Origin of the sequence: Janthinobacterium aestuarii, from assembly GCF_051380835.1 — a bacterium.
Taxonomy (GTDB): Bacteria; Pseudomonadota; Gammaproteobacteria; order Burkholderiales; family Burkholderiaceae_D; genus Janthinobacterium; species Janthinobacterium aestuarii.
This window is the reverse complement of the sequence record NZ_JBNYXU010000001.1, coordinates 425,591-444,804: the sequence shown is the minus strand read 5'-3', so window position 1 is coordinate 444,804 and position 19,214 is coordinate 425,591. Positions and strand designations below refer to the sequence as shown.

16 protein-coding genes and 1 tRNA gene are annotated in these 19,214 nt (G+C 58.8%); 11 read left to right on the top strand and 6 right to left on the bottom strand.

Features of this window, described 5'->3' with window-relative positions:
* The 4 genes from ACQ4WO_RS02030 (at position 1) to ACQ4WO_RS02015 (ending at position 5,033) form a co-directional block, all read left to right on the top strand.
* Positions 1 to 945 carry an NAD-dependent epimerase/dehydratase family protein gene (locus ACQ4WO_RS02030; protein WP_436480018.1) on the top strand — a complete coding sequence of 315 codons (945 nt, stop codon included), beginning with the start codon at positions 1 to 3 and terminating at the stop codon, positions 943 to 945.
* A gap of 5 nt (positions 946 to 950) precedes the next feature.
* The gene (locus tag ACQ4WO_RS02025) at positions 951 to 1,511 is read left to right on the top strand and encodes a sugar transferase (protein ID WP_436480017.1); all 561 of its coding nucleotides are present in this window, start codon (positions 951 to 953) and stop codon (positions 1,509 to 1,511) included.
* Positions 1,512 to 1,587: 76 nt separating this feature from the next.
* Entirely contained in the window at positions 1,588 to 3,510 is a 1,923-nt protein-coding gene (locus ACQ4WO_RS02020; RefSeq protein WP_436480016.1) for a polysaccharide biosynthesis protein, read from the top strand.
* Between the two features lie 293 nt (positions 3,511 to 3,803).
* On the top strand, positions 3,804 to 5,033 hold the full coding sequence (locus tag ACQ4WO_RS02015; RefSeq protein WP_436480015.1) for a GumC domain-containing protein: 1,230 nt from the start codon (positions 3,804 to 3,806) through the stop codon (positions 5,031 to 5,033).
* 470 nt (positions 5,034 to 5,503) lie between these two features.
* Here the strand turns inward: ACQ4WO_RS02015 and ACQ4WO_RS02010 are convergent, their stop codons facing one another.
* On the bottom strand, positions 5,504 to 7,048 hold the full coding sequence (locus tag ACQ4WO_RS02010; RefSeq protein WP_436480014.1) for a DEAD/DEAH box helicase: 1,545 nt from the start codon (positions 7,046 to 7,048) through the stop codon (positions 5,504 to 5,506).
* 170 nt (positions 7,049 to 7,218) lie between these two features.
* Here ACQ4WO_RS02010 and ACQ4WO_RS02005 point away from each other — a divergent pair, with 170 nt between their 5' ends.
* The gene (locus tag ACQ4WO_RS02005) at positions 7,219 to 7,641 is read left to right on the top strand and encodes an oxidoreductase-like domain-containing protein (RefSeq protein WP_436480013.1); all 423 of its coding nucleotides are present in this window, start codon (positions 7,219 to 7,221) and stop codon (positions 7,639 to 7,641) included.
* An 11-nt stretch (positions 7,642 to 7,652) separates the two neighbouring features.
* Here the strand turns inward: ACQ4WO_RS02005 and ACQ4WO_RS02000 are convergent, their stop codons facing one another.
* On the bottom strand, positions 7,653 to 9,338 hold the full coding sequence (locus ACQ4WO_RS02000; protein WP_436480012.1) for a methyl-accepting chemotaxis protein: 1,686 nt from the start codon (positions 9,336 to 9,338) through the stop codon (positions 7,653 to 7,655).
* 555 nt (positions 9,339 to 9,893) lie between these two features.
* Here ACQ4WO_RS02000 and ACQ4WO_RS01995 point away from each other — a divergent pair.
* From ACQ4WO_RS01995 to ACQ4WO_RS01970, 6 genes are all read left to right on the top strand, one after another.
* On the top strand, positions 9,894 to 10,613 hold the full coding sequence (locus ACQ4WO_RS01995; RefSeq protein WP_034747863.1) for a Crp/Fnr family transcriptional regulator: 720 nt from the start codon (positions 9,894 to 9,896) through the stop codon (positions 10,611 to 10,613).
* A 71-nt stretch (positions 10,614 to 10,684) separates the two neighbouring features.
* A complete protein-coding gene (locus ACQ4WO_RS01990) occupies positions 10,685 to 11,290 on the top strand; it encodes a glutathione S-transferase (protein ID WP_436480011.1) in 606 nt (201 codons plus the stop codon).
* Positions 11,291 to 11,410: 120 nt separating this feature from the next.
* Complete coding sequence (locus ACQ4WO_RS01985; RefSeq protein ID WP_436480010.1) at positions 11,411 to 11,902, top strand: DUF4265 domain-containing protein; 492 nt, start codon at positions 11,411 to 11,413, stop codon at positions 11,900 to 11,902.
* A gap of 356 nt (positions 11,903 to 12,258) precedes the next feature.
* Positions 12,259 to 12,405, top strand: coding sequence for a hypothetical protein (locus ACQ4WO_RS01980; RefSeq protein ID WP_436480009.1), 147 nt, complete (start codon positions 12,259 to 12,261; stop codon positions 12,403 to 12,405).
* A gap of 311 nt (positions 12,406 to 12,716) precedes the next feature.
* Complete coding sequence (locus ACQ4WO_RS01975; protein WP_436480008.1) at positions 12,717 to 13,430, top strand: YjjG family noncanonical pyrimidine nucleotidase; 714 nt, start codon at positions 12,717 to 12,719, stop codon at positions 13,428 to 13,430.
* Between the two features lie 97 nt (positions 13,431 to 13,527).
* Positions 13,528 to 14,004: a DUF2726 domain-containing protein gene (locus ACQ4WO_RS01970; protein ID WP_436480007.1), complete on the top strand. Its 477-nt coding sequence runs from the start codon at positions 13,528 to 13,530 to the stop codon at positions 14,002 to 14,004.
* Positions 14,005 to 14,020: 16 nt separating this feature from the next.
* On the opposite strand, the gene ACQ4WO_RS01965 is transcribed toward ACQ4WO_RS01970, so the two are convergent.
* From ACQ4WO_RS01965 to dnaG, 4 genes are all read right to left on the bottom strand, one after another.
* A complete protein-coding gene (locus ACQ4WO_RS01965; RefSeq protein ID WP_436480006.1) occupies positions 14,021 to 14,356 on the bottom strand; it encodes an FKBP-type peptidyl-prolyl cis-trans isomerase in 336 nt (111 codons plus the stop codon).
* A gap of 101 nt (positions 14,357 to 14,457) precedes the next feature.
* Positions 14,458 to 14,536: transfer RNA gene (locus ACQ4WO_RS01960), tRNA-Ile, on the bottom strand.
* A gap of 108 nt (positions 14,537 to 14,644) precedes the next feature.
* Positions 14,645 to 16,885 carry an RNA polymerase sigma factor RpoD gene (gene rpoD, locus ACQ4WO_RS01955; RefSeq protein WP_034746980.1) on the bottom strand — a complete coding sequence of 747 codons (2,241 nt, stop codon included), beginning with the start codon at positions 16,883 to 16,885 and terminating at the stop codon, positions 14,645 to 14,647.
* Between the two features lie 464 nt (positions 16,886 to 17,349).
* Positions 17,350 to 19,146, bottom strand: coding sequence for a DNA primase (dnaG, locus tag ACQ4WO_RS01950; RefSeq protein ID WP_436480005.1), 1,797 nt, complete (start codon positions 19,144 to 19,146; stop codon positions 17,350 to 17,352).
* Between the last annotated feature and the right edge of the window lie 68 nt (positions 19,147 to 19,214).

Below are 19,214 nucleotides of genomic sequence, written 5' to 3'. Positions count from 1 at the left end.
ATGAAAAAAATACTCGTAACGGGCGCCAGCGGCTTTGTCGGCTCTGCGCTTTGCCAGACACTGATCACCCGCGGCTGGCCCGTGACGGGATCGGTGCGCGTGAAAAGCGCGCCTTTCCATTACGCCAGCGGCGCCCTGAGCGCCAGCACCGACTGGTCTGGAGCACTCGACGATTGCGCCTGCGTAATCCATCTGGCCGCGCGCGTGCATGTGATGAAAGAAGCGGCCGCCGATGCACTGGCGGCATACCGTGCCGTGAACGTGGACGCAACCATGCATCTGGCGCGCCAGGCCGCGGCGTGCGGCGTGCGGCGCTTTATCTTCGTCAGCAGCATCAAGGTCAATGGCGAAGCGAGCGGAAAACACCCTTTCAGCGCCAGCGATGCACCAGCGCCATGCGACCCATATGGCCAATCGAAAATGGAAGCCGAGCAGCAACTGCAGGCATTTGCCGCCACCAGCGGCATGGAACTGGTGATCGTTCGCCCTCCCCTCGTTTATGGGCCCGGAGTGCGCGCCAACTTTCAGCGCCTGATGGAGCTGATCAAGTCTGGCTGGCCGCTGCCTTTCGGCGCGGTCGGTAACCAGCGCAGCATGGTGGCGCTGGACAATCTGATCGACCTGCTGTTGCTGTGCTGCACGCATCCAAAAGCGCCAGGCGCGGTCTTGCTGGTGTCCGATGACCATGACGTGAGCACCGCCGAGCTGATAAACATGCTGGCAGCACCCATGGGGCGCCGCGCGCGTCTGCTGGCCGTGCCGGCCTCGTTGATGCGCGTGGCAGCGGCAGCCATCGGAAAATCCGCGCAGGCAGACCGCGTGCTCGGATCGCTCCAGATCGATGTGGCACCGACCAAGCGTTTGCTCGACTGGCATCCACCTGTTGCGATGCAAGCCGCATTGAACCAGACAGTGACCCATTTCCTGAACCATATCAAGAGCTGATAAACATGAAAAGACTGTTCGATTTACTATTGGCGTTATGCGCAATACTGGTGCTGCTGCTTCCGTTTATCATCGTGGCACTGCTGGTCAAGGCCACATCCAGCGGGCCGGCGCTATACTGGTCCGACCGGGTGGGACGCCACAACCGCTTGTTTCGCATGCCCAAGTTCCGTACCATGCGCGTCGACACACCAGCGGTGGCCACCCACCTGTTAACCGACCCGGCCAGATTTCTGACGCCGCCAGGCTCCTTCCTGCGCAAGTCAAGCCTGGATGAATTACCACAGTTGTGGAGCATCCTGTGCGGCGATATGAGTTTCGTCGGCCCCCGTCCTGCGCTATTCAACCAGCAGGATCTGATCGAGTTGCGGACGCGCTACGGCGTCGACAAGCTGTTGCCGGGACTCACTGGATGGGCTCAAATCAACGGTCGCGATGAATTGCCCATCCCCGAGAAGGTGAATCTTGATGTCGAATACATGCAACGCCAATCGTTTATGACCGATCTACACATCATTCTGCGGACCTTTCTGAAAGTCGTCCGTCGGGACGGCATTGTGCATTGATGAATCACCAGGCGAACGGAACAGACCAAGCCACGCATCGCCATTGCGACAAGCGGCACCTTTAAAAAACAGGCACATGAAAAAATTTATTGTATTACCGAGGTTTCAAAAACAGCTGATCGCCATCATGGCCGACATGTTTTTTTTGCCACTGACCTTTGCCTTGGCGCTGCTGCTGCGTTATGACACCGCCAGTCTGGCGCTGTTTTCACAGTATCTGTGGCTGATCCTCGCGGCCCCCCTGATTTCAGTGCCCGTGTTCATCCGACTCGGCCTGTACCGTGCGGTGGTGCGCTTCATTGACCACAAGATTGTGTACGTCGTCATCCTGGGCGTCACCATCTCCGTGGCAGTATTGGTGGCGATGGCAGCATTCGCTTCGCACATGGTGGGCTATTCGCGCGGCGTATTTGGAATTTACTGGATCAGCGCCATTACCTACGTGGTGGCAAGCCGTTTTGTGGCGCGTGGGATGCTGCGCCACACCAATGCCGAGAACGATATCGTCAAAGTGGCGATTTACGGCGCGGGCAAGGCGGGTAGTCAGTTGGCTAGTGCTTTACGTGCCGGCAATGAATACCTTCCCGTCGCATTTATCGACGACAAGCCTGAATTGAAAGGCGCCATGATCGCCGGCATCAAGGTACATTCTGCAGCCTCGCTAAGCCAGCTAATCGAAAAGACCGGCATCAGCGACATCTTGCTCGCCATGCCCTCGCTGAGCAAAAGCCAGCAAAAACGCATCCTGGACCAGCTCGAACGCTTCAAGATCAAGATCAAGGTGACGCCTCCCATTGCCAGCCTGATCACCGGCGAGCTGCGCGTGCAGGATGTACGCGATATCGAAATCGAAGACTTGCTGGGCCGCGACCCGGTCGCTCCCGATGCTTGCCTGATCGCCAGCGGCATCACGGGCAAGGCCGTCATGGTGACGGGCGCCGGCGGCTCGATTGGCTCGGAACTGTGTCGCCAGATCATCAGTTTACGTCCCAGCCGGCTGCTCCTGCTCGACATGTCCGAATTTGCGCTGTATTCGATCAAGCAGGAACTGAAAGGCCTGAAAACCGCGCAAGGATTAAAGGTAGAACTGCTGCCGTTCCTCGGCTCGGTGCTGGAGACTGAAAAGTGCACCGCCATCCTGAAGACCTTTGCCATTGACACCATTTACCATGCCGCCGCCTACAAGCATGTGCCGCTGGTCGAGCACAATCCGATCGCCGGCGTACGCAACAATGTATTTGGTACCTGGAGCATCGCCCGGGCAGCAATCGCGGCCAATGTGAAGTCGTTTGTCCTGATCTCCACCGACAAGGCGGTGCGTCCGACCAATGTCATGGGCGCCACCAAGCGACTGGCGGAGCTGATTTTGCAAGCATTATCCCGCGAGCAAGAAAACACGCGTTTCTGCATGGTTCGTTTTGGCAATGTGCTCGGTTCGTCAGGTTCGGTCGTGCCGCTCTTTCGTCAGCAGATCATTCAGGGCGGACCGATCACCCTGACCCATCCGGAAATCACGCGCTATTTCATGACCATCCCCGAAGCGGCTCAGTTGGTTCTGCAAGCGGGAGCGATGGGTGAAGGCGGCGATGTCTTTGTGCTCGACATGGGCGAACCAGTAAGAATCATGGATCTGGCCGAGCGCATGGTGCACCTGAGCGGGCTGGAAGTCAAAAGCAAGTCGGCGCCCGATGGCATCGATATCCAGCATGTAGGCCTGCGCCCCGGTGAAAAACTCTACGAGGAGTTGCTGATTGGCGATAACGTCGAGGGAACCGAACATCCATTGATCATGCGTGCCCAGGAAGCGGAAATTCCCTGGGCCGAGCTGCATCCCTTGCTGGAACAACTCGACCATTGCTGCGTGCGCTTCGAATACGATCAGGTGCGCGCCTTGCTGTTGCGCGCCGTGCATGAATATGCGCCCCAGTGCGGCATCGAAGACCTGATCTGGCTGGAACATCAGAAACCCGGCACACTTGGCAAGCTGGACCGTTCCTAAAGCATATTCCGGCGCCGCCAGCGGCGGCCGGACTAACAATAGGCATCGCGAAGCTGTCTTATATCTTCGTGTCGCCTGGCAAGCCGAGTCAATCCACCTGTGACGTTCCATCAACTGCATCAGTCTGCATAAGGTTGCTCGTGCATTTTCGTACTCTCTCAACTTCGAAAAAGCAGCCGTCTCGTTTATACTGTGATTGAAATGACCGTATTAAATATTTCTATTTTCCAACAAAAAATATTTCCTCTTTCTTGATTACCAATCAATTCCGCATCAAACCCGCAAAGAAAATTATGATAAAAGTAAATGAATTCAAAATTAACAACGAGGATGAAAATTCGGGCATTTCATTTACGCAACTGATGATGGTGTTCTGGCGTGAACGCCGGATGATTTCTGCCATTACTCTTGCGGCGACGGCTATCGGTATCGGTTTCACCTTGGCATTTCCCACTTATACCAGCGTCGGCTATCTGCAAATCGGCTCAAGCCTTCCGATCCAGTTGGAGCCAAAAAAAGACTTGGAGGTATCGCAGGGCATCACGATGTCGGATTACAAACGCTATTCTGCGGCATTCAATACCAGCGAACGGTTCAACGATTTTATCGAGGCATATAAACTCGACAGCAAAAGTGGAATTGACGAGTTACGCGGAGCATTTTCTTCGCGCAAAGGAATTAGCTCGAATATAGAACCAATCTATCCGTTTACCAAACTGGATGCAAAAGATCTGGTCATGGAGCAGCCGAAGAATGGCAGCAACAATATTATTGGCGTTCTGATTCGTTACGAGAATAAGGATCCGGTAATTGCCAAAAATATGGTGGATATACTTGGTCGCTATACCCTCGACAGCATTATGTATATCTTTTATGCAGATTTTTTACGCTACAGGTTGAATGAAGTCGAGGCAAAGATCATTCGCCTTGAAAATCACATTATTGAAAATAACATGGATCTGCAAGAGTATGAGCGCAGAAGCGCCGACTTGAAAAAGATCATTGCACGCCACCCGGAAGCCAACAACACCGGCATTCAGGCAATCGTTTCGGTGACCGAAGAGAACTCCCGTTTCCTGGCGCCAAGGACACAACTGATGACCACTGAAGTCCAGATGTCCGAAGCCAATGAGAAAAACATCCGCGCCAGGCACAATGAAATGCAATACCGGATCTTGCGCGAGTATTATCTCCTAGCCAAAAAGACTCTGGACAGCACCCGGTCCGGTGAAACGATGTTACACGCCATGACAACGATTAGCGATACCGTGTTCAAGAACAAGAATTTGAAAGATGAAAATGTTCAGAAAGTTTACAATAAAATCTCGATGGAGAATAAGGACGCGATCAGTGTCTTCCATGAACAAAGCCGCTTTATCGCTGGCCCGAGCCTGCCGGAGAATCGCTCCACCAGCCTGTCCAAAGTGGCCATCATCAGCTTTATGGCCGGCCTGATTCTTTCTTTAATCCTGGCTTTTGGTCGTGACCTACTGGCGGCTAACAGCATGAAGCAGCAAGATTAAGCAATTTAAACAAAAGTGGCAGTGCATCGGGAATGCAGCTGTTCAGTATCATGTCTTGCAGTATTGCCTGGCTCACGCGGCAGGCAAGTATGCTTTCCTCAAAAAACAGCCAGCCTTTCGGGCTGGCTGCTGTTGAAACGGCCGCAGGTGGATCCGCGCTGGCGAAGAGCCTCCCCTTGCCTGGCCTTTCCGAGGCACAGTACCCGTGTTCTTCACGCTTTGCGCATCCACGATGTCAAAGTTCGACACCCTGGCGCGCCCACTGCGCTCGTGTTCGCAGCCCACCTGATATCTCTGTGCTCCCGGCTAACTCGGCAAGGTACGGCTTCCTGCTCATGCCATTAGCTGGCACGTCAACCGGTCGCCTGGTATTTGCCATGGAAGATGTTAATCAGACTCTGAAACACCGGGTCTAGAACCTCGCCCGGCATGATGGCCGCTATGCCTGACGACGTCGAGCCAATCGCTGGCTACTTTGGCAAACCACCCAACAATACCGCAATCTTTTGCTTTGGTTTCGCTGACGGCAAATTGGCGTTGACCACTGGCGCAGGAGCTTTCGTCGGCTCATACGGCTTGAGGAACCAGGGATCGGCCTTTTCGCGGCGGGCGCCGGGACCAAAGGCGGGACGCGCACCGCGCTCGGCGGAGCGGCTGTCGCGGCTCTCGCCGGCATGGCGGCCCTCCGGCGCGCGCGCGGGACGCGCCTCGCCACCTTCGCTACGGCGCGGCGGACGGCGCTCGCTGTCGCTGCTGCGGGCAGGAGCCGGGTTGAAGCCCGTCAATTCGCCGCGCTTGATGCTTTGCTTGATGAGTTTCTCGATATCGGCCAGCAAGCGCTCGTCTTTATCCGAGTAGATCGAAATGGCGTCGCCCGAGGCGCCGGCTCGGCCCGTGCGGCCGATGCGGTGCACATAATCTTCCGCGTTGTACGGCAAGTCGAAGTTGATGACGCAAGGCAGGTCGGAAATATCCAGACCGCGCGCCGCCACGTCGGTGGCAACCAGCACGTCGATCTCGCCCTTCTTGAACGCTTCCAGCGCCGCCATGCGTTCCTGCTGGCTCTTGTCGCCATGAATCGCCGTGGCGCTCATGCCTTCCTGTTCCAGCACGCGGGCCAGGCGCGAAGCGCCGATCTTGGTGTTCGAAAATACGATCACCTGCTTCAGGTCGCGCTGGCGCAACAGATGGGCTACCAGGGCATGCTTCTGGTCTTCCGTCACCTTGTAGACCACTTGTGTGACCTTATCGGCCGTCTGATTGCTGCGCGCCACTTCGATTGTCAGCGGATCGTTGAGGAAGGTGGCGGCCAGCTTCTTGATTTCTGGCGAGAACGTCGCCGAGAACATCAGGTTCTGGCGTTGCTTCGGCAGCAAGTTGATGATGCGTTGCAAGTCCGGCAGGAACCCCATGTCCAGCATGCGGTCGGCTTCATCCATGACCAGCATCTGCACCTGGCTCAGGCTGATGTTCTTTTGCTCGATATGGTCGAGCAAGCGGCCCGGCGTGGCGATGACGATTTCCACGCCGCCGCGCAAGATGACGGTTTGCGGTTTCATGTCCATGCCGCCGAAGACGACGGTCGAACGCAGCGGCGTGTGCTTGGCGTAAGCCTTGACGTTTTCGGCCACCTGCACCGCCAGTTCACGCGTCGGCGTGAGGATCAGCGCGCGTACCGGATGGCGTGCCGGCGACATGCTGCTGCTGGCATGCGCCATCAGCAACTGGATGATCGGCAAGGAAAAACCGGCCGTCTTGCCGGTGCCCGTTTGCGCGGCACCCATCACGTCGCGGCCTTGCAGCACCACAGGAATCGCCTGTTCCTGGATCGGTGTCGGATGGGTGTAGCCCTGGTCGGTCAGTGCGCGCTGGATTTCAGGCGCGAGGCCAAAGTCGGCAAAAGTCAGGCTGGGAGCAGCGGATGCGGCAGGTGCTGGTGCAGACGCGGCGGCGGCGGGTGCCGCTTCAGGGGCAATCGCCGGGCTGGGCGTAGGAGTCAATTCGGTTTCAGACATAAATTTTCTGGTGTGCCTCCGCACTGCGGAAGCCATGCTTTCTCAATAAACAACATTTCGGGGCACAGGCAGCTCCGTCTTGCAAGCCATGGATTATTGTTCTTGCGGCACCTCCGTGCTCCGGGACATGCTGGAAGGCGTATGCGGGAGCGTCGAAGAGATGTGCTGCGATGGCGGCGGAGATCGCGCCGGCGGAACATCGCGCGCAGAAGATACAATATCAGTGCTGTAAACGATACCCTAATTCACTGCAACTGTACACGGAAACCGTGATTTTTGAGCAAAAAGCGTTCCAGCAATGGCACGCAGGAATGCCGTATGATGCCGTTCCAATGCCTGCTCCGATCCCTGCTGCTCCATCCCCTGCCCTCACCATGTCCACCCCGCCCTTACTCCACGATCCGCAACCGCAAGCGCCCGCCAAACCGGGCAATGACGAGTGCTGCCACAGCGGTTGCACCTTTTGCGTTCTGGAAATGTACCAGGAAGACCTGGCCGCCTACGAAGAGGCCCTGAGAGCCTGGCAGCAGCGCCAGCAAGCCGCTGCCGCGCCCGCCACCCAGGGCATCAAAAAGCCGCGCAAGCGCGCTTGACTTAATTTACATTAAAAGCTTTCCCACTCATCGACTGGCGCCGCGCGACGCGCCGTGCTGGCCAGTTGACGCGACGCCATTGCTGGCGCTACGGCTGCCGGCGCCTTGACGGTGGCGGGCGCGCGCGGCCGGCTTGCGGCGGCACTGGCCACGTCAAGCTTGAAGACGCTGACGACGGCGCTCAGGCTGGCGGCCTGCTCCTGCATCGACTCAGCCGCAGCGGCCGCCTCTTCCACCAGGGCCGCATTTTGCTGCGTCACCTGGTCCATCTGGGCAATGGCCTGGTTAACTTGCTCGATACCGGCGCTCTGCTCGCTGCTGGCGGCCGTAATCTCGCTCATAATGTCCGTCACGCGGGTGATGCTGGCAACGATGTCATCCATCGTGCGGCCCGCCTGGTCGACCAGTTTCGATCCCGCCTCGACTTTCTCGACCGAATCGCCGATCAGGACCTTGATATCCTTGGCCGCCGCGGCCGAGCGTTGCGCCAGGTTGCGCACTTCCGTGGCCACGACGGCAAAGCCGCGCCCCTGTTCGCCCGCACGCGCCGCCTCGACGGCGGCATTCAAGGCCAGGATATTGGTCTGAAAAGCAATGCCGTCGATGACGGCGATGATGTCGACGATCTTGCGCGACGATTCGTTGATCGACGCCATCGTGCCCACCACTTCGCCGACGACCTTGCCACCTTCGATGGCGATGCTCGACGAGGTCTGCGCCATGGTGTTGGCCTGGCGCGCATTGTCCGCATTCTGCTTCACGGTCGAAGTCAGCTCTTCCATCGACGAGGCCGTTTCTTCCAGCGAACTGGCCTGCTCTTCCGTGCGCGACGACAAATCCTGGTTGCCGGCCGCGATCTGGCTCGACGCCGTGGCGATGGTATCGGTGCCGCTGCGTACCTGGCCCACCAGCTTTTGCAGGCTGGCATTCATGTCTTTCAGGGCCTGCATCAACTGCCCCGTTTCGTCTTGGGATTGCACAACGATCTGTGCCGTCAGATCGCCAGCGGCCACCTGGCGCGCCACGCCGACGGCCTTGATCAGCGGACGCGCCACGCTGCGCGCCACCCACAATGCCAGCAGCATACCGATGACGACGATACCTACCACCAAGCCGATCAGGCTGGCGCGCGAGGCCGCATAGGTTGCATCGGCGCTGGCGCTCGAGCGCACGCCGCCGTCCGTGTTAATCGACACCAGTTTATCCAAGGCCGCCATCATGTCCGTCATGACCTTGGCCGACGGCCCCACGGCCAGCGCGCGTGCCTCTTCCTTTTTCATCTCGCGCGACAGGCTCAGCATGGTTGCATGCAGGCGCATGAATTCATCGTTGAGCGCCAGGAAGCGCTCGAACACTTCCTTCTCGCCCGCTGCGGAAATCAGGCTGCGGTACTTGTCGGCATCGGCCTTCAGCTTGGCCTGGGTTTCCGTCATGCGCGTTTCGTTCTGCGCCATGTCGGCATCCTGCGCGGCCAGCATGTGCGCCAGCTCCCAGCGGCGGAAATCGCCGACATCGCTGCGCATATTCATGGCCGTCAGCACGCTGGGCATCCAGTTGTCGGACAGGTCGGTCGATGCGGTATTGATGCGCGCCATGGACAAGATCGCCGACACGCCCAAGGCCGCCGTCAATAACAGCACGGCGCCAAACGACAAGATCAGCTTGGTGGCAATTTTCAGATCAAAAAACCATTTCATGCGGTGCTTTCCTTCATTAAACGGATAAACGGGACAAGACAGACACGCGCCGGCGGATAAAGGCGCGGGCAATGAGGCGACCAATGAAGGCATCGCACGGTGAAGCGGACGTGAGCAGCGATGGGAGAGCAAGCGGCTCATACCGACACGCAAGCAAAATTTCCGCAGTGCAACATTTTATCACCGTCGTACTGCAGAGTGGTTTGACCGCAACACGTAGCCAAAGTTCACGCATAGAGGCAAGGCGGCGTTTTTTTACCCAAGCACGCATGCTTCCATACGGAAAAATGCAGCAGCAGGCGTAGGAGTCGGATGACACGGGGCAATGTTCCCAGCCTACATAAGCACGTCGGCTCATCCGATGCCCGCCAGCACCCTCTGGTTCTATAGTGGATACAAGATTCAGCACAACGCTAGCAAGCCAGAAAAGCAGCGCCATCCAACAAAATCAGAAGACGAGGCCCTACCATGTACAAAGCTTATAGCAACCTGACACCAGCAACGAATGCCCACGCAGCCGCTCAGCACAACTGGCAAGCCGCGCCCGCCACGCCCATGATCAGCATCACGGGTGCCCAACAGAACGAATTACTGCGCGCCTTGTCGCGCGCCGATCTGGAGCGCCTGTTTTGCCAACTGGAATTGGTCGCTTTGCCTGCCGGCAAGCACCTGTTCGATTGCGGCGGCAAGATTGAATACACGTATTTCCCTACCAATGCCATCGTTTCCCTGCTGTATGTGATGGAAGACGGCGCCACCACCGAGATCGCCGTCGTCGGTCGCGAAGGCGTGGCCGGCGTGGTGCTGTACGAAGCCGAGCGCGCCACCTGCACCGCCATCGTGCAAACGGCGGGCTACGGCTACCGCCTGAAAACGGCCTTCCTGCGCGAAGTATTCAATGAAGGCGGCGCCCTGGCGCAATTGCTGATGCGCTACACCAGCGCCATGTTTGCGCAAATGGCGCAGAACGTGGTGGGCGGCCGCCATTGCAGCATCGAACAAAAACTGTGCCGCTGGCTGCTGGACCGCCTCGACCGTTCCCTGTCGAACGAGCTCAAGGTAACGCAAGACACCATGGCCAACATGCTGGGCGTGCGCCGCGAAAGCATTACCGTCACGGCCCGCAAACTGCAGGACGAAGGCTTGATCCAGTACCGCCGCGGCACGGTCGAAGTACTCGACCGCGAAGGCCTGGAAGCGGCCGCCGGCAATTGCTACAAGGCCGCCCGCGCCGGTTTCGAACAATTCCGCAGCGGCATCAGCGCACACAATTAAGCACCATGCTGGCAAACGGGCAGGCAAGCGGGTATCGTAGGCATTCCCGCTGACTTCCCCGGAGACTGGCCATGAAACTGATCGGCATGCTCGACTCGCCCTATGTGCGCAGGGTCGCCATCTGTTTGCAACTGCAGGGCATTAACTACGAGCACTTGCCGCTGTCCGTGTTCCGCAACATGGATGCCGTGCGCGAAATCAATCCCGTCATCAAGGTGCCGACCCTGGTCCTGGACGACGGGCAGGTGCTGATGGATTCCACCCTGATCCTGCACTATCTGTCGCTGCTGCGTCCCGCTACTTCCGTCCCCGACCTCACAGACAGCGTGCGCGCACTGCGCCTGACAGGCTTGGCGCTGGCCGCCTATGAAAAGGCCGTGCAAATCGTCTACGAACGCAAGCTGCGCCCGCTCGACAAGCAGCACGCGCCATGGCTGGAACGGGTCAGCATGCAACTGCACGCCGCGTGGAACCTGCTGGAACAGGAATGCGCGCGCCTGCCTCTGCCTGGCGAGACGGGCACCATCGACCAGGCGGGCGTGACCATTGCCGTCGGCTGGAGCTTCGCCCAGCTGGAAACGCCCGATATCGTTAAACCGGCCGACTACCCGGCCATCCACGCCTACACGCGCTCGGTGGAAACCCTGCCTGCCTTCCTGGCCACGCCGCCAGTCTGAACCACCGGGCTCATTGCCTGCGGCAGGTGCGGCCCCAGCAGGCACGCACCCGGTACAATATCGGCATTCCCCTATTTGGCGCGTCCAACAGCGCGGCGCGCTGGCACCATGAAAGAATGAATGGAAGACATCAATTGCGAAGGCTTGCCGCACATCCGCGTACTGGCAGGCGAAAACTCCAGAGGTCCCGTATATGAAACCCTGCCGGCACGCCAGATCGACGAGCACGTCTACGAACTGCTGGCCTCGCCCGGCCTGACCCTGAACCTGGCGCGCGGCGACATCGTCAGCATCGCCGACCCGCTCGCCCCCGCCGAAGTATTAAAACGCGGCGGCAACTTCTGCATCCAGATCTATGCCGACGACGTGTCGCAAGAGGCAGTGGACCAGCTCGAACGCGACGTGCAAAGCCAACTCGGCGGCACCATGGACGGCCAGCACAAGGGCAACCTCACCTTCAGCGTGCCGGGACACCACGGCATCTACAACGTCAACGGTCCCTTCGACGCCTTCCGCGAAGCGACGGGCGTGGAATGGTACTTCGCCAACATCTACGTCAACCTCGATGACGACGATGACGAAACCTTGCTCAACTGGTGGGTGAATATGTAAGGTTGCCCGTGCGCCAGGCGGGGCCATGACACGCGTCAATGCGTCGTATTGCCCTGGCGCACATCAAGATACCTGCCCGCATCTTGCGTACGCTCTCTCTACCGTCAACCACAGAGAGAAACGCTATGCCCTACATTGCGCGTGCCGACGATGCAAAGCAAAAAGAGATCGTAGGAAATGGCGAGTGCGTCACCCTGGCCAAGCACCTCACTGGCGCCCGTGCCTCGTCGCTTTGATCGCCCCGAAATCTATTCGGTGGTCGAATGAAGCCGCTCGCACTGTGGGCATTGGCTATCGCGGCCACGACGATGCAGCCAGTCGCAGCAACTCCTCTTTCTTGCCCGCAAGCAGCTCCATTGAGCTGGAACCTGCCCGCCGCCAGGCTCGATAGCGTGCGCGTACTGTCCTATCCGGCGAATCAGCCGCTGGTGGATGGCGGAGCCTTGCCTATCCTGGCCCCGATCAGGGAGTGGACACGTGCCGGCACCTTGTATCAACGCTGAAATATCAATTTTGATGCCCCCTACTATCTGTTTCAAGTGGACTGCCTGCATGCCGGTACCGAACGCTACCTGCGCTTGGATTTGCCCGGAATCAAACAGTGCACCGCAGCCATTCAACAGCGAACGAAAATAATAAGTTTTCAGTGCAAATAGTGCGCTGGGCCGAATTTCTCATGCATGCTCATGGGGAAAAACGAAGTGCGTGTGACCAGTCTGGCAGCGGTTGTAGCGGATCGCCCGCGCAGGGCACGGCCAACCGAACTCATCGCTACGTGCTACGATGCAAGACAAGTTCCTTTCAATGACACGCCATGAAATACAAGCTATTCCTGTTTGACCTCGACGATACCCTGCTCGACTTCCGGGCATCCGAAAAACGCTCGTTCCTGCACACCATGCACGAACTGGGCTTGCGCGACGGTATCGACGAGTTATTTTCCCAATACCAGGCGATCAACGTCGACCTGTGGAGACGTTTCGAAACGGGGGACGTGACCAAGGATTTCCTGAAGGTGGAACGCTTCCGCAAGACGTTTGCGCTGAACGGCATCGCCATCGACCCGGAACTGGCCAGCCGTCTGTATCTGGACTCCCTGCCGGACACGGTCGTGCTCATCGACGGCGCCAAGGAAGTGTGCGAAACGCTGTCGCGTATTGGTGAAGTGGGCATCATCACCAACGGCGTCGAGTCCATCCAGAACCGCCGCATCACCGCCTCCGGCCTGAGCGACTACATATCCTTCGTCGCCACCTCAGAAGCCTGCGGCCATGCCAAGCCGGACGTGCGCTTCTTCGAATACGCCGCTAACATGGCGCGCGCATTCAGCAAGGATACGACCATCATCGTCGGCGACCGCCTGGACGCCGACATCCTCGGCGCCAACCGCTACGGCATCGATAGCTGCTGGTTCAACCCGGACAGCATGGCCAATACCTCGGCCGCCATCCCCAACTGTGAAGTGGCCAGCCTGCATGACATCGTGCCGGTGCTGGGCATGATGCCGGTCAACTTGAAACAGGCTTGATCGCCAACAAGCGCACCACCGGAAATACGCTGGCAGCGGCACGAAAACGCGCCGCGACTCGCGTACCATCAGGACTCATCCACCCTGGTGCCAGCCCATGCCTCCCTTCATCCTCCTGATCGCCATCGCGGCATTGATCCTGTTCTTTGCCATGCTGGCCACGCGCCAGGCGGCCAAGTCGCGCAAGCCGCTGAGGCTGCAAAGAAAACCCGTCATGACGGCGCGCGAACAACAGATGTACAAGCTGCTGCAGACGGCATTGCCGGAATGCACGGTACTGGCGCAAGTGGCGTTTTCCGCGCTGGTGACGGCAAAAGGATGGGCAAACAGAAACCGTTTCGACCGCAAGGTGGCCGATTTTGTGCTGTGCAGCCAGCAACTGAACGTCATCGCCGTGATCGAGCTCGATGACCGCAGCCATGCAGGCCGAGAACGCCAGGACAAGGAGCGCGATGCCATGCTCAGGCTGGCCGGCTATGTGACCTTGCGCTATGCAAACTTTCCCACGCAACAGGCGCTGCGAGCAGATGTCGAGCAGCTGCTGCTGAAAAAAGCCGGCGTCGTATCGGTCTGATGACACCATCCAGACATCAATCGCGCGTCAGCACTTCCAGCAATTCAATCTCGAAGATCAAATTGGAATGCGGCGGAATCAACCCCACCTGCCGCTCGCCATACGCCAGCGCCGCAGGTACCCTCAGCTTGCGCGTGCCGCCGACCTGCATGCCGCTCAATCCCAAAATCCAGCCCTGGATGACCTTGTTATTGCTCAACACACAGCGAAAAGGCTCGCCCCGCTTGTGCGACGAGTCAAACTCCGTGCCATCTTCCAGCGAACCCCTGTAGTGGGCCGTGATCAGCGCGCCGCGCGCAGCCGTCTTGCCATCGCCGATCACGATATTGTCAATCTTCACTTCAGCCGTCATCTCGTTTCATCCTTCATCAATCGCTATGCCGCGATTGTACGACAGCACGAAAAAAGCCCCGGCAGTCACCCGCCGGGGCTCGTTCTATTGTTGCTAAATTCTGGTGGGCCTCCCGTGAGTCGAACACGGCACCAACGGATTATGAGTCCGCTGCTCTAACCAAGCATGAGCTAGAGGCCCGGTGACTGCGGCGTGGCGACGCTGTTGATGCCCGCCTCGCGCGGCCGTTTTGGAAACGGACACGCGAGGATAGGGGTATCAGGGGCGTACGTCAAGCCCTATTGGCTTCTAGTTGCCTTCCAAGAAGCTTTTCAGCTTGTCGGAGCGCGATGGGTGGCGCAGCTTGCGCAATGCCTTGGCTTCGATCTGGCGGATGCGCTCGCGCGTCACGTCAAATTGCTTGCCTACTTCTTCCAAGGTGTGGTCGGTGGACATTTCGATGCCGAAACGCATGCGCAGCACTTTGGCTTCGCGTGGCGTCAGGGAATCGAGCACGTCCTTGACCACGCCGCGCATGGAGGCGTGCAGGGCTGCATCGGCCGGCGCCAGGGTGTTGTTGTCCTCGATGAAGTCGCCCAAGTGGGAATCGTCGTCGTCGCCGATCGGCGTTTCCATCGAGATCGGCTCCTTGGCGATTTTCATGATCTTGCGGATCTTGTCCTCGGGCATTTCCATTTTGATCGCCAGAGTGGCCGGATCGGGTTCCGCGCCCGTTTCCTGCAGGATCTGGCGGGAGATACGGTTCATCTTGTTGATCGTCTCGATCATGTGCACGGGAATACGGATCGTGCGCGCCTGGTCGGCAATCGAGCGCGTGATGGCCTGGCGAATCCACCAGGTCGCATACGTGGAGAACTTGTAGCCGCGGCGGTACTCGAACTTGTCGACGGCCTTCATCAGGCCGATATTGCCTTCCTGGATCAGGTCGAGGAATTGCAGGCCGCGGTTTGTGTATTTCTTGGCGATCGAAATGACCAGGCGCAAGTTGGCCTCCGTCATTTCGCGCTTGGCCTTGCGCGCCTTCATTTCACCGGCCGCCATCTGGCGGTTGATGTTGCGCAAGTCCGGCAGCGGCAAGACGACCCTCGCCTGCAGGTCGATCAGGCGTTGCTGCAGTTCCTTGACTGTCGGAATGTTGCGGCCCAGGATGGCGCTGTACGCGTGTCCTGCGTTGACTTCGCCATCGACCCAGTCGAGGTTGGTTTCATTGCCGGGGAAAACCTTGATGAAGTGGGCGCGCGGCATGCCGCAGCGGTTCACGGCCACGTCGAGAATCTGCTTCTCGATATGGCGCACTTCGTCGACCTGGCCACGCAGGGTGTCGCACAGCTTTTCCACGACCTTGGCCGTGAAGCGGATGCCCAGCAACTCTTGCGAAATGGCTTCCTGCGCCTTGGCGTACGGTTTCGAGTTGTAGCCTTCTTTTTCGAAGGCGCGGCGCATCTTGTCGAATTGCTGCGAAATGATGGCGAATTTTTCCAGCGCCGTGCGTTTCAGGGTTTCCAGCTGTTCCGCCGAGAAACCGGCGGCGCCCGAAGCGCTCGCTTCTTCTTCCTCTTCTTCTTCCTCTTCTTCCGCTTCGCCTTCTTCCTCGTCTTCTTCGACGGGCGCGGCCACGACAGGAGCGGCGGCGACCGGTTCGTTTTCATCGACGAGGCCGTCGACGATTTCGTCGATCTTGATCTCTTCGTTGGCGATGCGGTCGGCGGCGGCGATGATCTCGGCGATCGTCACGGGGCAGGCGGAAATGGCCTGGATCATGTCTTTCAAGCCATCTTCGATGCGCTTGGCAATCTCGATCTCGCCTTCGCGCGTCAGCAGCTCGACCGAACCCATCTCACGCATATACATGCGCACGGGGTCGGTGGTGCGGCCGAAGTCGGAGTCGACGGTCGACAATGCCGCCTCGGCTGCCGCTTCCGCCTCGTCGTCGCTGGTGACGACGGCAACGTTATCGGACAACAACAACGTTTCCGCATCGGGCGCGTGCTCGTAGACGGCGATGCCCATGTCATTGAAGGTACCGATGATGCCTTCGATGGCTTCCGGATCGACGATGTTTTCAGGCAAGTGATCGTTGATTTCCGCGTAGGTCAGGAAACCGCGTTCCTTGCCGAACTTGATCAGAGTCTTGAGTTTCTGGCGCCGGCGCTCGAGTTCTTCCTCGCTCGCTTCCGTGTCGGACGAGAACGCGTCCTTCAGCAGTGCGCGCTCTTTCGCCTTGCGGTCCTTGGCCTTGGCCTTGTCGACGGCCTTCAGTTCGGCCCGCTCGACGGCGTTCAGGGCGGCGACTTCATCATTTTCTGGCTGGAATTCTTTAGGCTTGCGGCCGCGGCGGCCTGGCACTTTTACCGACGGCAAGACATAACCGGACGTATCGATCGCGGCCAGGGTGGCGGCGTCCGTGGTCTGGCTGACCACGGGCGCGCTGGTGACGCGCGCTTCTGGCCGGTCGAGCGCCTTTTCGGCTTTCGTGGTAACTTTAGTGGGCTTTGCAGCCGCTTTGGATTCGGGTTTCTTGATTGGCACAGGCGCTTTCGATTACACAACGACTTGCTTTACGGTGGATTAGGATAAAGTTTGCTGCCAGTTCCCTGTCTACCTGCGGGAACCACCATCTTCGAACCTGCCGACTACGCAAATTCGACACTGTTACGTTACTTACACCTCATCGGCCACGATCCGCGGGAAGCGCAGCAATTCCTGTCCACCGGCTGTTGCCAGCCGCCTCGGCAAAAATTCCTGCATCGACCGCGTTGGGAGCGAGAGCCTGGCGCGGCTTGCCAGCGTCTGCGAGCCTTGCCCGCAACGCCGAAAGCGCCTGTTGGCCCTGGCCGCCGACACGATCCACCGCGCCGATCAAGAGCCTAACTTACTGAAAACAAATACTATTTACGAAACAGAACTAGCTTGCCAAAGCACACAATACTTAGCATTTAATTATAGCACGCGAAAAATGTTTTTCCAGTGCGCGCCATACCCTCAGAGCAAGGTTAGCGATTCACCAACTCGGCATCGCGCTCGCGTTCCAGCGCCCCCTGCTCCTGCATGATTTCGCGGTAGCGTACACCAATTTTCTCCGATGGCAAACCCGAGGCAAACAATTGCTGCAATTCCGCCTTCAAGGCATTCAATTTGATCTCGCGGATGGTGCTCACCAGCCACGACAATTCGCTGTCGTAATCGGATTCCGTGCCGGCCGCGATCTCGCCGATGATCTCGTCGTATTCGTTGCCCAGCTCCTTCAACTGCTGCGCCAGCGCGGCAAAACTGCCGTGCTCGCCCAAGGCCTGGCCCACGGCCACCAGCTGCCCCAGGCTGTGCGCGGCGTCCGGCCCCAGATGCTGGAAGGCGGCCAGGGCGGCCTCGTCGATACGCATCGTCAGCGGCGGATGCGCCACCAGCATGCGCATGATTTTCAATTCCAGGCCGACAGGCACGGGACGTCCCGATTTCGGCGGCGCCCGGTGCGCCACGGCAACGGGCTTGGCCAGCTCGAACAGGGCTTCGATCTCGGCCGGCGTAGATTGCGTCAGCTGTGCCAGGCCGCGCACGATCTGCAGGCGCAGGGACGATGGCGCCATCAGTTGCAGCAGCGGCTTGGCATCGAACTGCACGCGGGCGCGCCCTTCCGGCTCCGACAGGTCATGCTCGCCCGACACTTCTTTCAGCAGAAATTGAGACAGCGGCATCGCTTCATGCACTTGCTGTTCAAACCCTTCGGCGCCGAATTCGCGGATATAGCTGTCCGGATCGTGTTCCGAAGGCAAGAACAGGAACTTGATGGTTTTATTGTCCGACACATGGGCCAGACTCGCTTCCAGCGCGCGGCGGGCGGCGCGGCGGCCGGCCTTGTCGCCATCGAAGCTGAAAATCACGTTATCGGTCTGGCGCAGCAGTTTTTGCACGTGGGTCGGCGTGCACGCCGTGCCCAGAGTCGCTACCGCTTGCGGGAAACCCATTTGCGCCAGCGCCACCACGTCCATATAACCCTCCGTCACCAGCACATAGCCGGCGTCGCGGATGGCCTGACGCGCCTCGAACAACCCATATAGTTCGAATCCCTTGGAAAACAAGGGGGTTTCCGGCGAGTTCAAGTATTTCGGTTCGCCATGGTCGAGCACGCGGCCGCCAAAGGCGATCACTTGCCCTTTGGTATTGCGGATCGGGAACATGATGCGTTCGCGGAAACGGTCGTAGCGCTTGCGGTTATTGCCTTCTTCATCGACCTTGTCGATCACGAGGCCGGCCTCGGCCAGGGCTACCACGTCGTATTCGGGGAAGACGGAGCGCAGATTGTCCCAGCCGCCCGGCGCGAACCCCATGCCGAAGCGAGCGGCCACTTCGCCCGTCAAGCCCCGGTTCTTCAGGTAGGCGATGGCTTCGGGCGCGTGGCGCAATTGCCCCCGATAATAATCGCACGCCTGCGTCATGGCGTCGGACAGGGCCAGGCTTTGCGCCTGGATCTGTGCGCGCTGGGCCGGCGGGATCTTGTCGTCCGCTTCCGGCACGACCATGCCCACGTTCTGCGCCAGGTCCTTGACGGCGTCGACAAAGCCCATGCCCGAATACTCGATCAGGAAGCCGATCGAGGTGCCATGCGCGCCACAGCCGAAGCAATGATAGAACTGCTTGGTGGGGCTGACGGTAAAGCTGGGCGACTTTTCACTGTGGAACGGGCACAAGCCCATGAAATTGGCGCCACCTTTTTTCAGTTGCACATAGCGCCCCACGACATCGACGATATCGACGCGGTTGAGCAAATCGGAAATAAAGGATTGAGGTATCACTGGCTAGGGCGGGTCTTGTTATAGGTCAGACTATACTACCGCACGTGGCCTGAGGTTGAGCCAGGTCA

Coding starts and splice junctions, on each gene's coding strand:
- ACQ4WO_RS02030 (WP_436480018.1), top strand. CDS start 1: ATGAAAAAAATACTCGTAACGGGCGCCAGCGGCTTTGTCGGCTCTGCG.
- ACQ4WO_RS02025 (WP_436480017.1), top strand. CDS start 951: ATGAAAAGACTGTTCGATTTACTATTGGCGTTATGCGCAATACTGGTG.
- ACQ4WO_RS02020 (WP_436480016.1), top strand. CDS start 1,588: ATGAAAAAATTTATTGTATTACCGAGGTTTCAAAAACAGCTGATCGCC.
- ACQ4WO_RS02015 (WP_436480015.1), top strand. CDS start 3,804: ATGATAAAAGTAAATGAATTCAAAATTAACAACGAGGATGAAAATTCG.
- ACQ4WO_RS02010 (WP_436480014.1), bottom strand. CDS start 7,048: ATGTCTGAAACCGAATTGACTCCTACGCCCAGCCCGGCGATTGCCCCT.
- ACQ4WO_RS02005 (WP_436480013.1), top strand. CDS start 7,219: ATGGCGGCGGAGATCGCGCCGGCGGAACATCGCGCGCAGAAGATACAA.
- ACQ4WO_RS02000 (WP_436480012.1), bottom strand. CDS start 9,338: ATGAAATGGTTTTTTGATCTGAAAATTGCCACCAAGCTGATCTTGTCG.
- ACQ4WO_RS01995 (WP_034747863.1), top strand. CDS start 9,894: ATGATCAGCATCACGGGTGCCCAACAGAACGAATTACTGCGCGCCTTG.
- ACQ4WO_RS01990 (WP_436480011.1), top strand. CDS start 10,685: ATGAAACTGATCGGCATGCTCGACTCGCCCTATGTGCGCAGGGTCGCC.
- ACQ4WO_RS01985 (WP_436480010.1), top strand. CDS start 11,411: ATGGAAGACATCAATTGCGAAGGCTTGCCGCACATCCGCGTACTGGCA.
- ACQ4WO_RS01975 (WP_436480008.1), top strand. CDS start 12,717: ATGAAATACAAGCTATTCCTGTTTGACCTCGACGATACCCTGCTCGAC.
- ACQ4WO_RS01970 (WP_436480007.1), top strand. CDS start 13,528: ATGCCTCCCTTCATCCTCCTGATCGCCATCGCGGCATTGATCCTGTTC.
- ACQ4WO_RS01965 (WP_436480006.1), bottom strand. CDS start 14,356: ATGACGGCTGAAGTGAAGATTGACAATATCGTGATCGGCGATGGCAAG.